Source organism: Glycomyces sp. NPDC050141, from assembly GCF_055586545.1.
Window position 1 is genome coordinate 25058 of record NZ_JBVJHZ010000038.1, and the last position, 14037, is coordinate 39094.

At 70.0% G+C, this 14037-nt stretch carries 12 protein-coding genes and 1 pseudogene; 4 read left to right on the top strand and 9 right to left on the bottom strand.

The genetic code is table 11. The features are described 5' to 3' along the window. Nucleotides 1-2 precede the first annotated feature (2 nt). The 4 genes from ACZ60M_RS20155 to ACZ60M_RS20170 all read right to left on the bottom strand — a co-directional run bounded on the left by ACZ60M_RS20155 (nt 3) and on the right by ACZ60M_RS20170 (nt 2794). Nucleotides 3-1022, bottom strand: coding sequence for a WXG100-like domain-containing protein (locus ACZ60M_RS20155; protein ID WP_465420207.1), 1020 nt, complete (start codon nt 1020-1022; stop codon nt 3-5). Beyond that, the gene (locus ACZ60M_RS20160) at nt 1019-1348 is read right to left on the bottom strand and encodes a hypothetical protein (RefSeq protein ID WP_465420209.1); all 330 of its coding nucleotides are present in this window, start codon (nt 1346-1348) and stop codon (nt 1019-1021) included. Before ACZ60M_RS20160 ends, ACZ60M_RS20155 begins: the two co-directional genes overlap by 4 nt. Next, nucleotides 1348-1704, bottom strand: coding sequence for a YbaB/EbfC family nucleoid-associated protein (locus ACZ60M_RS20165; protein ID WP_465420211.1), 357 nt, complete (start codon nt 1702-1704; stop codon nt 1348-1350). Before ACZ60M_RS20165 ends, ACZ60M_RS20160 begins: the two co-directional genes overlap by 1 nt. 91 nt (nt 1705-1795) lie before the next feature. Beyond that, nucleotides 1796-2794 carry a 2-dehydropantoate 2-reductase gene (locus ACZ60M_RS20170; RefSeq protein ID WP_465420213.1) on the bottom strand — a complete coding sequence of 333 codons (999 nt, stop codon included), beginning with the start codon at nt 2792-2794 and terminating at the stop codon, nt 1796-1798. A 161-nt stretch (nt 2795-2955) separates the two neighbouring features. On the opposite strand from ACZ60M_RS20170, the gene ACZ60M_RS20175 reads away from it, so the two are divergent. Beyond that, nucleotides 2956-4758, top strand: a complete 1803-nt coding sequence (locus ACZ60M_RS20175; protein ID WP_465420215.1) for a bifunctional metallophosphatase/5'-nucleotidase — start codon at nt 2956-2958, stop codon at nt 4756-4758. Between the two features lie 64 nt (nt 4759-4822). On the opposite strand, the gene ACZ60M_RS20180 is transcribed toward ACZ60M_RS20175, so the two are convergent. Continuing rightward, a complete protein-coding gene (locus tag ACZ60M_RS20180; RefSeq protein WP_465420217.1) occupies nt 4823-5476 on the bottom strand; it encodes an NADPH-dependent FMN reductase in 654 nt (217 codons plus the stop codon). A 175-nt stretch (nt 5477-5651) separates the two neighbouring features. Between ACZ60M_RS20180 and ACZ60M_RS20185 the strand changes: the two genes are divergently transcribed. Further along, nucleotides 5652-6842 (top strand): M20 metallopeptidase family protein, encoded by a 1191-nt coding sequence (locus ACZ60M_RS20185; protein WP_465420219.1) that lies wholly within the window; start codon nt 5652-5654, stop codon nt 6840-6842. 79 nt (nt 6843-6921) lie between these two features. Here the strand turns inward: ACZ60M_RS20185 and ACZ60M_RS20190 are convergent, their stop codons facing one another. The 3 genes from ACZ60M_RS20190 to ACZ60M_RS20200 form a co-directional block, all read right to left on the bottom strand. Then, nucleotides 6922-7776, bottom strand: a complete 855-nt coding sequence (locus tag ACZ60M_RS20190) for a Vgb family protein (protein ID WP_465420221.1) — start codon at nt 7774-7776, stop codon at nt 6922-6924. 123 nt (nt 7777-7899) lie between these two features. Next, nucleotides 7900-9291 (bottom strand): GntP family permease, encoded by a 1392-nt coding sequence (locus tag ACZ60M_RS20195; protein WP_465420223.1) that lies wholly within the window; start codon nt 9289-9291, stop codon nt 7900-7902. A 48-nt stretch (nt 9292-9339) separates the two neighbouring features. Beyond that, the gene (locus ACZ60M_RS20200; RefSeq protein ID WP_465420225.1) at nt 9340-9843 is read right to left on the bottom strand and encodes a gluconokinase; all 504 of its coding nucleotides are present in this window, start codon (nt 9841-9843) and stop codon (nt 9340-9342) included. Nucleotides 9844-10001: 158 nt separating this feature from the next. Here ACZ60M_RS20200 and ACZ60M_RS20205 point away from each other — a divergent pair. Both ACZ60M_RS20205 and ACZ60M_RS20210 read left to right on the top strand, forming a co-directional pair. Next, nucleotides 10002-10703 (top strand): annotated as a pseudogene (locus ACZ60M_RS20205) (FadR/GntR family transcriptional regulator); the annotation flags it as partial. Nucleotides 10704-11109: 406 nt separating this feature from the next. Next, nucleotides 11110-12228, top strand: coding sequence for a hypothetical protein (locus ACZ60M_RS20210; RefSeq protein ID WP_465420227.1), 1119 nt, complete (start codon nt 11110-11112; stop codon nt 12226-12228). A gap of 121 nt (nt 12229-12349) precedes the next feature. On the opposite strand, the gene aceB is transcribed toward ACZ60M_RS20210, so the two are convergent. Next, on the bottom strand, nt 12350-13939 hold the full coding sequence (gene aceB, locus ACZ60M_RS20215) for a malate synthase A (RefSeq protein ID WP_465420270.1): 1590 nt from the start codon (nt 13937-13939) through the stop codon (nt 12350-12352). Between the last annotated feature and the right edge of the window lie 98 nt (nt 13940-14037).

The following is a 14037-nucleotide window of genomic DNA, read 5'->3' on the forward strand; positions in this document are numbered from 1 at the left end:
GGTCACGGCCCGCCGTTGTCCTTGCGCTCCTGGTCCATCCGGTCGTCGAGGTTGCGGCCGCGGTTGATCTCGGTCGCGGAGTACTTGAGGACCTTCTGGGTGTTGATCGGGTTGCCCCAGTTGTTCTTCAGCGGGTCGAAGGACTTCCGGAGGGTGTCCATCGAGGCGTTGCGCATGTTCTGGGCGCCGTTCATGAGCTTGCCGCCGCCGCCCATCAGCCCCTTCGACGAGCCTTTGAGGAGCATGTCGGTGGTGGAGTCCATGGCCTTCTTCAGGCCCTGCGACTGCGTGCCGAACTTGCGGAACGAGGCGGTGTAGCGGCCGAACTTCGACATCAGCCGGCCGAGCTTGCCGACCATGTTCGCGAAGACGCTCACGGCCTTCGAGACGATCCGGGCGATCGCGGCGGCGAGGGTCGCGCCGAACGTGAACCCGGCGGTCGCGAGCGCGCTGAGCGCCCACATGATCGCCTCGGCGATGAAGTTGGTGATGATCTCCAGGAAGATCGTGCGGAGGATGCCCACGGCGACACCGGCGATGTTGACGCCGTTCGCGGTGGTCGCGGCCGCTTCCGCGCTGGAGCGCAGGACCTGCTCGAACCCGGCGGCCGCGTTCCGGTAGGCGGTGGCGTCCGCGCCGTCCCAGTCTTCGACGGTCTTCAGCTCCGCGGCCCATTCGTCGGCGGCGGTGCTCATCTCCATCGAGATGTTGTTCCAGGTCAGGGCGAGGCCTTCGATGGCCTGGGGGTTCCCGGCGACCCAGTCGAGGGGTTCGCGCAGGAACGAGATGTGCTCGAAGAGCCACCCGACACCGGCCTGCAGCAGGTGCTTGAACGGGTTGGACACGAAGGAGAGCACGTCGAGGCCGGTGGTCACAGTGGCGACCCCGGCGTCCAGGTAGCTGAACGGCTCGGCGGTGAACGCCGCGCTGTAGGCGGTGGCGGTCTTGGCGAGGCCGCCGATGACCTTGGTGCCCTGGAGGTTCGAGGTCGCGGTCGGGCCTTCGATGAGGGGGTTCGTCATGGGGTGTGCCCGTCCAGTTCCTTGCCGAGTTCGTCGAAGAGGGCCGCGACCTCCTGGTCGGCGGCGAGGTGCTGGATCGCGGTGTCGTTGACGGCCACCGCGAACCCGAGGCCGAGGTCGTCGGCGGAGGTGAGGGCCGCGCCCGCGTCGTCGAGGAACAGGTCGAGGACGGGCGGGATGACCTGGGCGAAGACGATGCCGTACGCGTCCTCGTCGCCGAGGCGCACGGTGTTGGCGGCGTCGGCGGCGGTCTTGACCCTCGCCATGGGGCCGTTCGCGAGCCGGGCGGCGTGGTCGCGCAGCGCCTGCGGGTCGACCTTGACCATCAGTCCTCGTCCTTCTTGGGCGCGGTGAACGACTGGAGGAGGCCCATGGCCTCCTGGTCGCCGCCGAGCAGGTCGGACATGATCGCGGCGGTCTTCTGGCCCGACTCCTCGACGGCGCGCCGGTAGGTGTCGAGCACGAGGTCGGCGAGGCCGGTGCCGGACATGTGCTTGGCCTCGTTGGAGAACCGGAGCCCGGTGAGCGTGCCGCCCGCGTTCACCGTCACGATGACGGCCCGGTCGTCGCTGGCGAGGGTCGTCTCGGAGGAGGCGAGGGCCTGCTCGGCGCGACCGGCCTGCTCCTGGATCACGGCTACGCGGTTCTCCAGGTCCTGCATGATCTCTTCGGGGGTGCGCATCGTCTTCCTTCGCTGGGCCTGGTGGTGCAGATGTCAAGCTAGCCAACGGGAATGAACCAATGGTGTCCAAGTACTGAACAGGACGCGGCACTCACGACGCGGTGCGCAGCGCCTCGAGGAGTTCGGGGCCGGTGAAGTCGCGGCGCCCGCCGTTCTCGGCGGCGTGCACGAGCGCGGTGAGGCGGGTGTTGACTGGTGCGGTGAGGCCGTGTTCGGCTGCGAGAGCATTGATCTCACCGTTGAGATAGTCCACTTCGGTGGGGCGCCCGGCCGCGAGGTCATCCTGAGTGGAGGACCGGGCGAGGGGGTCCATGGCGAGCATCTTGGCGGCGGCGCGGGTGAACAGCGCGTCGGGCAGGCCGAGGAGGACCGGCAGGAGGCGCGGATCGATCCCGGCGGTCTTGGCGGGACTGATCCCGGCGGCCTTGTACGCGGCGAGGGCTTCGCGCTGGGCGAGAGCGAGGCAGCGGCGGTAGTTCCGTTGGGAGAGTTCGGTCTTCAGCGGCAGGCCCGAGAGCGCGTTGACCGCGTTGTTGAGGTTGAGCAGAAGCTTCGCGGCCTGGACTCCCTGGAGGTCGGCCTCGCGGGCGAGCGGGAGCCCGGCCTTCGCGAACAGCGGCGCGAACGCGTCGAGCGCGGGGTGGTCCTGGACGCCGAGGTCCCCGTCGGTGCCCTGGTGGAAGCGGCCGTCACCGGTGTGGACGACGTTGAACGCGCACATACCTGCGAGCACGGCGGCCCCGGGCAGGTGCTCGCGCAGGACCGCCGCGTTCCGCAGTCCGTTCTGGAGGCTCACGACGACCGCGCCCGCATCGAGGTGCGGCGCGAGCTGCCGGGCCGCATCGGCAGTGGCGGCGGACTTCACAGTGACGAGCACGAGCGCGGCCCCGGCGACCGCCGCAGGGGCAGTTCCGTAATTCGGTTCTGGAACGCGCATTTCAGTACCGTGCAGGTTAGTGAGGGTGAGCCCGTGCTCGGCGGTCTCATCGGCCAGCCGCTGCCGCCCGACGAACACGACCTCCGCCCCGGCCGCCGCGAGCCTGCCGCCGACATAGCAGCCGATGCTCCCGGCGCCGTAAACGCAGATCATCCCCAGATGCTAGACCGGCCGCGCCCGGGACCGATCCGGCCGAATCGTTTCGGGATCGACATCGCTCGTTCAATATGGGGTCATGGGATGACCCCCCTGGTCAGGTGCAATACTCCTCACATATCCGCTCGAATCCCTCGGCGCAGAAACTGGAGCACCACATGTCAGTCAACCGCAGAACCCTCCTCGGAGCATCGGCCGCCGCGGGGGCGGCCGCTGCCGTCGCGGCCGCCTCGCCCGCCGAAGCCAAGCCCGCCAAGACCTACTCCTTCTCGGTCCTCGGCACCACCGACCTCCACGGCAACGTCTTCAACTGGGACTACTTCAAGGACGCCGCCTACAGCGACACCGCGGGCAACACCCGCGGCATCGCCCGCATCGCCACCCTCGTCAAGCAGATCCGCGAGGAGATCGGCAAGAAGAACACCATCCTCATCGACGCCGGCGACACCATCCAGGGCACGCCCCTGGCCTACTACTTCGCCCGCGTGGACCCGATCACCGCCGAAGCCGGGCCCGTCCACCCCATGGCGCAGTCCATGAACGCCATCGGCTACGACGCCGCCGCCCTCGGCAACCACGAGTTCAACTACGGCCTCGACAACCTCCGCAAGTTCGAGTCGCAGCTGGAGTTCCCACTGCTGGGCGCCAACGTCATCGACACCGAGACCGGCGAACCCGCGTTCCCGCCCTACCACATGGTCCGCATGCGCACCGGCTGCGGCAAGGACGTCAAGGTCGCCATCCTCGGCCTCTGCACCCCCGGCGTCACCATCTGGGACAAGGCCTACGTCGAAGGCGTCCTGGAGTTCCCGAGCCTGGAGTCCGAGGCCGCCTACTGGGTGCCCAAGCTGAAGGAGAAGGGCGCCGACGTCGTCGTCGTCTCGGCCCACTCCGGCACCTCCGGCAAGTCCGCCTACGACACCTCCACCGGCCTCGGCGTCGAGAACGCCTCCGCGCTCGTCGCCCAGCAGGTCGCCGGGATCGACGCCATCCTCGTGGGCCACGCCCACATCGAGGTCGCCGAGTCCCGCGTCGCCGGCCCCGACGGCCGCGAAGTGGTCCTCTCCGAGCCGCTCTGCTACGGCCAGCGCCTCACCCGCTTCGACTTCGACCTGGTCCTGGAGAAGGGCCGGTGGAAGGTCGCCTCCGTCGGCGCCTCCGTCATCAACTCCAACACCGTCGCAGAGGACGAGGAGATCCTGGCGATCCTCTCCGACGAGCACTCCGACGTCGTCGGCTACGTCAACCAGGTCGTCGCCGAGGAAGCGGTCGTCAAGCTGACCACGATCGAGGCCCGCTACAAGGACGAGCCGATCATCGACCTCATCGCGAAGGTCCAGGAGGACACGGTCAAGACCGCGCTGGCGGGCACCGAGTACGCGGGCCTGCCGGTGATCGCGCAGGCGTCGCCGTTCTCGCGCACGGCCGAGATCCCGGCCGCGAACGTGAAGATCAAGGACCTGTCGAGCCTGTACGTCTTCGACAACACGCTCGTCGCGAAGCTGTTCACGGGCGCGCAGATCCGGGCGTACCTGGAGTACTCGGCGCAGTACTTCATCCAGACCGCGGTGGGCGCCGAGATCGTCGTGGACACGGACCCGGCGAAGCCGACCGACAACATCACCGGCGCGGGCGGGCGCCCGGACTACAACTACGACTACGTCTCGGGCCTGACGTACGAGATCGACATCGCGAAGGCCGTCGGCTCGCGCATCGTGAACCTCAAGTACCAGGGCGCGGACCTGGCCGACGACCAGCAGTTCGTGCTCGCGGTCAACAACTACCGGGCGAACGGCGGCGGCAACTTCCCGCACGTCGCTTCGGCCCAGGAGCTGTGGAGCGAGTCGATCGAGATCCGCACCCGCATCATCGAGTGGGTGACCGCGAAGGGCCGCCTCGACCCGGCCGACTTCGCGTCGGTCGACTGGACGCTGACCCGCGAGGGCACCCCGGTCTTCTAGAGGGCGCAGCTAAGGGACGCAAGCGAAAGGCGGCGCCGGGCATGGCGCCGCCTTCTTGCTGCGCTTACTCGATCTGGACGCGGTCGATCGCGGGGTCGGGCCGCTCGCCGAGGAACTCGACCCAGGCGTGGCGCACGCACGGGAAGACCACGGCGGCCTCGACGAGCTCCATGAACCCGGCGACGTTGTCGTCGAGGCGCTTGGCGAGCGGGTCGTCCACGAGTTTGCCGTCGTCGCCGAACGCGGCGTGCGCGGAGGCGAGCGAGAACATGTCGGGGTAGACGCGGGTCCCCAAGTGCTCCAGGGGGACGCGCAGCGCCCACAGGCCGCGGTTGCCTCCGGCCATCGAGGGCGAGGCGGACATGATGAGCGCCTGGCGCTGGTGGAGCGGCTGCGGGCGCATCCGCGAGATCCAGTCGATGAGGTTCTTCACCGAGCCGGGCACTGAGGCGTTGTACTCGGGGCAGGCCAGGATGAACGCGTCGTTGGCCTCCAGGCGCTCTTTGAACGCCTCGGCGCCTTCTGGGATGCCTTCGGCCGCTTCGAGGTCGCCGTCGTAGACGGGGACGGGGAAGTCGGTGATGCGGGCCCGGTCGGCGGTGCCGCCGTTGGTCTCCACCGCGGCGGCGGCGAGCGCCGCGAGCCGGGCGTTGAACGAGCCCTGCCGTCCCGATCCGGACATGACCAGGTATTTCATGGCCCTGATCTCGGCTGCCATCGGTCCTCCTCTGCTGGTCCTTCCGCAGGTGTAGCGGATCGGCGGGGGCGGTGCGGCGCGATCGGTGAAATCCGAGCCGGATTCTCGCTTCCGGCGCACTATGCGGGCATGGCAGTATTGCGACATCACCTTGCCGCCCGGCTAGTAGTGACCGTCCCCGATGCCAGGAGCGCACATGGATTTCCGTGAAGAGGCCGCCGCGATCGCACCCGAGCTGATCGCGCTGCGGCGCGAGCTGCACCAGATCCCCGAGCTCGGGCTGGACCTCCCGAAGACGCAGGCGGCCGTGCTCGCGGCGCTGGAGGGCCTGCCGCTGGAGATCACGCTCGGGAAGACCTCGACGTCCGTCACGGCGGTCCTGCGCGGCGGGAACCCCGGCCCGGTCGTGCTGCTGCGCGGCGACATGGACGCGCTGCCCGTGACCGAGGAGACGGGTGTGGACTTCACGTCAGAGCACGTCGGCACGATGCACGCGTGCGGCCACGACATGCACACGGCCGGGCTCGTGGGCGCCGCGCGCCTCTTGAGCGCGCACCAGGCCGAGCTGCACGGCGACGTCGTGTTCATGTTCCAGCCGGGCGAGGAGGGCCAGGACGGCGCGGGCCACATGATCGCCGAGGGCGTGCTGGAGGCCGCCGGTCGCAAGGCCGATGCGGCCTACGGGCTGCACGTCATCTCGGACATGGTGCCGCGCGGGGTGTTCACGACGAAGCCGGGGCCGATGATGGCCGCTTCGTCGGGGCTGTTCGTGAACGTGGTCGGCAAGGGCGGGCACGGTTCGCGCCCGCACGCGACGCTCGACCCGATCCCGGTGGCGGCAGAGATCGTCACGGCGCTGCAGACGCTCGTGACCCGCCGCTTCTCGACGTTCGAGCCGATCGTGATCACCGTCGGCACCTTCCACGCCGGGACGCGGCACAACATCATCCCGGACAACGCGAAGTTCGAGGCGACGGTGCGGACGTTCTCCGCTGAGGCCCTCGACCAGGTCGAGAAGGAGTCCGTGAAGCTCGCGGAGGACATCGCGGCGGCGCACGGGCTGACGGCCGAGGTGCGGTTCGACCGCGAGTACCCGGCGACGGTGAACCACGCCGACGAGGCGGCGTTCGTGGAGTCGACGGTGAAGGACCTGTTCGGCGAGGAGCGGTACACGGAGATGCCGTTCCCGGTGATGGGTTCGGAGGACTTCTCGCGGGTGCTGGAGAACGTGCCGGGCAGCTACATGTTCTACGGCGCGACCATCCAGGACGACCCGGCCGACGGCGCCTCCAACCACTCCCCCAGGGCCGCGTTCGACGACGCCGTCCTCGCGGACGGCTCGGCGCTCCTCGCGGAGCTGGCGGTCAGGCGCATGGCGCGCGGGTAGCCGCAGCGCCGCGACACGTCCGCTGAGTGACCGATCGGAGCCGTCCAGACCCGGCAGCGGGTCTGGACGGCCTCACTCCTTACGGCTCGATGCGGACGAGTTCGCCGATCTCCAGTGCGGCCCATACCGATCCGTCGGGGGCGATCGCGATGCCGTGGGGCTCACTGGCTTCGACCGGGAGGTCGTGGCCGGTGGCCTTGCCGTCTGCGTCCACGTGGCCGATGCGGTTGCCGCCCCACTCGGTGAACCAGCAGCCGCCTGCGGCGTCGGCGACCACCGCGTGGGGTTTCGCGCCCTCGCTCAACGCATGGGCGGTGACCGTGCCGTCCTGGTCGATGCGGCCGAGCCGGTCGCCCATGATGTCGGCGAACCAGACGCCGCTAGCTCCGGCCGCGATGCCGACCGGCGCGACGCCTTGCAGCGCAAGCGGGATCACCGTCACCGTGCCGTCCGCGCCGACGCGCCCGACCGAGGCGGCGGCGTTGAGCGTGAACCAGAGGCCGCCGTCGGGCGCGGCCGCGATGGCTGAGGCGAAGCCGCCCTTGTGCGGGATCGCGAACCGCGTCAGCTCGCCGTCCGGGCCGACCCGGCCGATGTGGTCGGTCGCGGTCTCGGTGAACCACACCGCGCCCGTGCCGTCGACCGCGATGCCGTACGGCCCCGCCCCCTTCGGCAACCGGATCTCGCTGAGGTCGCCGTCGGCGCTGATGCGGCCGATCGCGTCGGCCTTGTACTGGGTGAACCATGCGGCGCCGTCGGCGCCGACGGCGATGACCGTGGGCTGCGACCCTGCCGCGAGGTCCCAGTAGTCCGGCGCCCCGCCGCCGGGGGCGATGCGCCCGACCCGGGCGCCTTCGGCGACGGTGAACCAGGCGGTCCCGTCCGCTGCGAAGGCGATCCCGTACGCGCCCTTTGCGACTGCCACAGTTTCCATCAGACGATCCCCTCCCGATTTCACTCCGTACGCCGTACAACATTAGTGGGCGTGAGAAAGCGGTCGGCGGGGCACCCCTTGCGCCCCGCCGACCGCCGCAGAGGCCGGTTCCCTCTTGCCGCGCTAGGCGGCGCCGGCCAGGGCGAAGATCAGGCTGGCGCCCGCGAAGCCCATGAGGCCGATGGTGGTCTCCATCACGGTCCATGTCTTGAGCGTGGTCTTGACGTCCATGTTCAGGAAGCGGCCCACGAGCCAGAACCCGGAGTCGTTGACGTGGCTGATCATGACTGAACCGGCGGACATCGCGAGCACGATCGCGGCCAGCTCGACCGCGTTGTAGCCGTTCCCGGCCACGATCGGCTGCACCAGGCCCGCGGCCGTCGTCAGCGCCACGGTCGCCGAACCCTGGGCGACGCGCAACGCGGTCGCGATGAGGAAGGCCGCCACGATCACCGGCAGGCCGATGTCGGACAGCGCGCCCGAGAGCGCGTCGCCGATGCCGCTGGCGCGCAGCACGCCGCCGAACATGCCGCCAGCGCCGGTGATCAGGATGATCGCGCAGACCGGGGCGAGCGCCTTGTCGAGCAGGTCCTCGACCCAGGCGCGGGTGCGCCCGCGCCGCTGGCCGAGCACATAGGACGCCACGAACACGGTGACCAGCAGCGCGATCGGCGTGGAACCGAGCGCCCGCGCCACGTTGAACCAGGTCGCGTCCGCGTCGACCCACCCGGCCGAGCCGGCGGTGTTGAGGCCCGTGTCGAAGAAGATCATCACCAGCGGCAGGAGCAGCAGCAGGATCACCGCGCTGGCCCGGGGCGGGTTCTTGACGTCCTCGGCCTGCGGGCCGCCGGAGATCACGTCCGGGACGGGCAGCACGATGCGCTTGCCGGCCCACAGGCCGAACAGGTAGCTCGTGACGTACCAGGTGGGGACCGCGACCAGGAGGCCGAGCGCGACCACGAGGCCGACGTCCGCGCCGAGCAGCGTGCTCGCCGCGACCGGGCCCGGGTGCGGCGGCACGTAGATGTGCATGACCGAGAACGCGCCCGCCGCGGGCAGCGCGTACTTCAGGACGCCGCCGCCCAGGCGCCGCGCCACCGCGAAGATGATGGGCAGCATGACGACGAGCCCGGCGTCGAAGAAGATCGGGAACCCGAAGATCAGGGAGGCCACGCCCAGCGCGAGCGGGGCGCGCTTCTCGCCGAACTTGTCGATGAGCATGTCCGTCAGCGCCTTCGCGCCGCCGGAGACCTCGACGAGGCGGCCGAGCATCGCGCCGAGCCCGACGAGCAGGGCGACGCTCGCGAGTGTCGCGCCGAAGCCGCTCGTGAGCGTCGGGATGAGGTACTGGGCCGGGATGCCGGTGGCGAACGCGGTCAGCGCCGAGACGGTGACCAGCGCCAGGAACGCGTGCACGCGCAGCCAGATGATGAGTACGAGCAGGAGCGCGACGGCTCCCGCGGCGATCCCCAGGAGCGGGCCTGCTCCGAGGGTCTGGGTCCATTCCATTTCCATGGCGGGGGAAAGCTCCTTTGCTTTACGGGTGGGATCGCGCCGGGGGCGCTAGCGGTCGAGGTCCGCGCAGACGCGGTCGGCGATCGCTTCGGGGGCGGCGGTGACGTCGACGGTGATGCCGTCCTCGTCGGCGCCGAGGGGTTCGAGGGCGGCGAACTGGGAGTCGAGCAGGCTGGGCGGCATGAAGTGCCCGCTGCGGTGGGAGAGTCGCTCGCCGATGACCTCGCGGGAGCCGCTGAGGTGAACGAAGCGGACGCGGGCGGTCGCGCCGCGCAGGAGGTCCCGGTAGGAGCGCTTGAGCGCCGAGCAGGTCACGACGGTGCCGCGGCCTTCCGCGTCGTGCTCGCTGATCCAGTCCCGCAGCGCCAGGAGCCAGGGCTCCCGGTCGGCGTCGGTGAGCGGGACGCCCGCGCTCATCTTGGCGATGTTCGCCGCGGGGTGGAAGTCGTCGGCTTCGGCCATGGGCGCGCCGAGCCGGTCGGCCAGCAGCCGCGCGACGGTGCTCTTGCCCGAGCCCGAGACTCCCATGACCACCAGGCAGGTCGTCGTCACGGAACCCCTCCTCTTCGAAAGGTAATACTTAATGAGCGGAAAGGTAACATCAATTGAACCGCGATGCAACCGCGACCCGTATAGGATTCGGGCATGGGCGACAGTCACGGGGATACGGCACACCGGCACCACCGGTGGCAGCGGCGCGGAGCGACGGCATGATCGAGCGCCCGAACCAGACCGGCACCGGCCTCCACGACCCCATCCTCGAAAAACTCGGCATGGAGATCGCCTCCGGTGAACTCCCCACCGGCCACGTCCTCACCCTCGACGGCATCCAGGAGCGCTTCGGCGTCTCCCGCACCGTCGCCCGCGAGGCCATGCGCATCCTCGAATCCATGGGCCTCGTCCAGTCCCGCCGCCGCGTCGGCATCACCGTCCGCCCCATCGCCGACTGGAACGTCTTCGACCCCAAGGTCATCTGGTGGCGCCTCTCCGGCCCCGCCCGCGGCGCCCAGCTGCGCACCCTCACCGAACTGCGCATCGCCGTCGAACCCCTCGCCGCCGGAGCCGCCGCCCGCGCCGCGACCCCCACCCAGCGCGCCCGCGTCGTCGAACTCGCCGCGACGCTGCGCCGCCTCGGCGAGGCCGCCGAACTCACCGAGTTCATGGAGCGAGACGTTGAATTTCACGCGCTCCTGTTGCAGGCCAGCGGCAACGAGATGTTCGCGGCGCTGGCCGACGTGATCGCCGCGGTCCTGCGCGGCCGCACCCAGCTCGGGCTCATGCCGCACAAGCCGGTGCCCGAGGCCATGGACCTGCATGATGCCGTGGCGGCGGCGGTAGCGGGCGGCCGCTCCGCCGAGGCCGAAGCCTCGATGCGCGCCCTCCTAGCCGAGGTCCGCACCGCAATGCTCCCGGGCTTAGCCGCTCGCGGGTCGGCTATAGGGCATGCCCCTTCCCACCCGCATCCACCTCCGACCACCGGTGTAAATACGACGACTCTCCCACACGGGTCCGACACTCGCGGCCAACGCGATTCGGTTTCGCGACCGCCCCCGGGCGGCGTGATCTTGGTCGTGCGCACCGCCACACTCGGCCGTGTGCAACTTGCAGTGGTACATCACGCGTCACATACCCAGAAAGGTATTCACGACACCCTTACGACAAGCCGCATAGCAAGCAGCAGAAGGAAACCACAGCAATCCCCTGTGGCGCATGCGCCCCACCCAGGCGCTCCGTCCGCGTCCGACCGGACCGTATTTGGCCCGCGACACGGCGTTTCGCCTGGTCTGACCAGTGGGGCACGGTCAGTAACCGCATAGCATGTGCCACAACACCGCCCCGGCCCACAAGGCCGCGACACCACCGCAGATCGGACCCGCCATGCTCGAGTTCGCACCAGTGCGATTGCCGCACTACGACGGCCAAGGCCCGCACTCGCTCCTGGCCGATGTCGCCGCCTGGGCCGGCTCCGAGCCGATGCACCGCCTCGTCGCGCTCTTCGGCGGGAAGCTCCCGGGCACCGGCACCGCCGAAGACCTCGCCTACCTCGAGGCCTTCTCCGCCGACCACTGGGATTTCCGCGCCGGGCGCGAACGCCACGAGACCGCGCCCCAGCCGCTCGCCCCCGAGCACGAGCGCGCCGCCGTCCGCGCGGCCCTCGCCCTCGGCCTCGGCGCCGAAGCGCGGCCGCGCCTCGCCCACTACACGCACGTGCTGGTCCTCGGCGGTCTCGTCGCCTCCTGCGTCTTCCGCACCCGATTCGCCGCCGAGCTCCTCGCGAACGGCACCAACGCCGACAACGTCACCGGCGTCGGCGGCTTCCGCCCCCTCGGCGGCCCCGACCTCGAATCGGCCGTCCTCAGCGGCCTCGACTGCGGCGCCTACGAAGTGGACGCCATCGAAGCGAGCCTCAAGCACGCCTTCAACATCGGCGGCGAGCCGCGCATCGACGAAGGCGGCGACCCGCGCCTGGACCCCGGCCGCTCCTGGAAGGTCGCGACCTACACCGCCGGGCCGGTCACCGTCCGGGCCGTCGCCGCGCCCTCGTCCCAGCCCGGCCGCCGCCGCGCCGACACCGTCGACACCTGCCGCTTCTGGGCCGACCGGGTCGTCGACCTCGCGCCCGGCGACAGCGTCCTCGTCGTCACCTCCGCGCCCTACACGGCGTTCCAGCACTGCGACGCCATCACCCACATGGGACTCCCCTACGGCTGCACCGTCGACACCGTCGGCGTCGACCCGGCCACCCTCCCCGAGCCCCACTTCCGCAAGCAGCACACCGCGAGCGGCTACCTCCAGGAGGTCCGCTCGGCCATCCGCTCCATGCGGCGGCTCTACCACACCGCGTACGCCACGGCCCAGACGCCGATGCGCGCCGTCGAGTCCGCGGCGGGCCGCCGTTTAACGCCGCCGCGCCGCGTCAACCGCCGCCGCGCTTGAACTTCCACCCCGAAAACCTCGACGCCGATATATATCAATTAAGCGCCTCCAGAGACACAGTGGAGCCGGACCGTGCGGGTACGGTCCGGCTCCACTGCCTTCAGGGGATGCAGCGCCCTGCTCAGCCGCCGTTGGCGAGGAACCTCGTGTAGGCGGGGATGGTGAGGAACGTCGGGTACGTCTCGCCCAGCGCGCACTCGGCGAAGACCGAGAGCGCGTCGTCGAAGCGGTCGCCCTCGAACCGCTCCATGCGGGCGAACTCGTCCTTGAGCAGCCGGTCGACCCAGCCGTGCGTCACGACCCGGCCGTCACCCGTCTTGGCCTCGGCGTTGATCCACTGCCAGATCTGCGAGCGCGAGATCTCGGCCGTCGCGGCGTCCTCCATCAGGTTGTTGATGGCCGCCGCGCCGACCCCGCGCAGCCACGACTCGATGTACCGCACCCCGACTTCGAGGTTCTTGCGGATGCCGGCCTCGGTGATCTCGCCGGGCGTCGCGGCCACGTCGAGCAGGGCCGCGGCGTTCGGCACGACGTCCTCGCGCTGCTTGTCGATCTGGTTCGGCAGCCCGCCCAGGGTCTCGTCGAAGACCGCCATCGCGACCGGGACGAGGTCGGGGTGGGCCACCCAGGAGCCGTCGAAGCCGTCGTCGGCCTCGCGGTTCTTGTCGGCCCGCACCTTCTCCAGCGCGATCGCGTTCGCCTCGGGGTCCTTGCGGCTGGGGATGAACGCGGCCATGCCGCCGATCGCGGATGCGCTGCGCCGGTGGCAGGTGCGCACGAGCAGTTCGGTGTAGGCGCGCATGAACGGCGCGGTCATGGTCACCTGGTCGCGGTCGGGAAGCACGAAGCGGGGTCCCCGCTCGCGGAAGTTCTTGATGACCGAGAAGATGTAGTCCCAGCGTCCGGCGTTGAGCCCGGACGAGTGGTGGCGCAGTTCGTAGAGGATCTCCTCCATCTCGAACGCGGCGGTGATGGTCTCGATGAGCACGGTGGCGCGGATGGTCCCCTGCGGCAGGCCGAGGAGGTCCTGGGCCATGACGAACACGTCGTTCCACAGCCGCGCCTCGAGGTGCGACTCGAGTTTCGGCAGGTAGAAGTACGGTCCGCGGCCGAGCTCGATGAGCCGGTGCGCGTTGTGGAAGAAGTACAGCCCGAAGTCCACTAGGGACCCGGCGACGGGGACGCCGTCGACCCTGACGTGCAGCTCGGCGAGGTGCCAGCCGCGCGGGCGAACCATGATCGTGGGCAGGTCCGTCAGGGTCTCGCCCTTGAGGCGGTACTCCTTGCCCTGAGGGCTGGTGAAGTCGATGCGCCGCTCGATGGCGTCGCGCAGGTTCACCTGCGCGTCGACCACGTTGTGCCAGTTGGGGGTCGAGGAGTCCTCGAGGTCGGCCATCCAGCACTTCGCGCCCGAGTTGAGGGCGTTGATCGTCATCTTCCGGTCGCAGGGGCCGGTGATCTCGACGCGCCGGTCCTCCAGGCCCGGGGCGAGGGTGGCGACGCTCCAGGAGAAGTCCTCCCGCACGTCCTCGGTCTCCTTGAGGAAGCCGGGGTCGGCGCCGTTGGCGATCTTGGTGCGGCGCTCCTGCCGCAGTTGCAGCAGTTCCTGCCTGCGGGGCGCGAAGGCCCGGTGGAGGGCGGCGACGAACGCCAGCGCCTCGGGGGTCAGGATCTCGTCCTGGCGGTCGACGGCGGGCCCGTTGACCGCGATCCCTGAGTCAGAGCGGGTCTCGGCTTGAGTAACCACGTGGTTCTCCTTGTGTGGCGGGTGGAGCCCAGCAGTACGGGCTCCACCCTCTCGGACAGGTC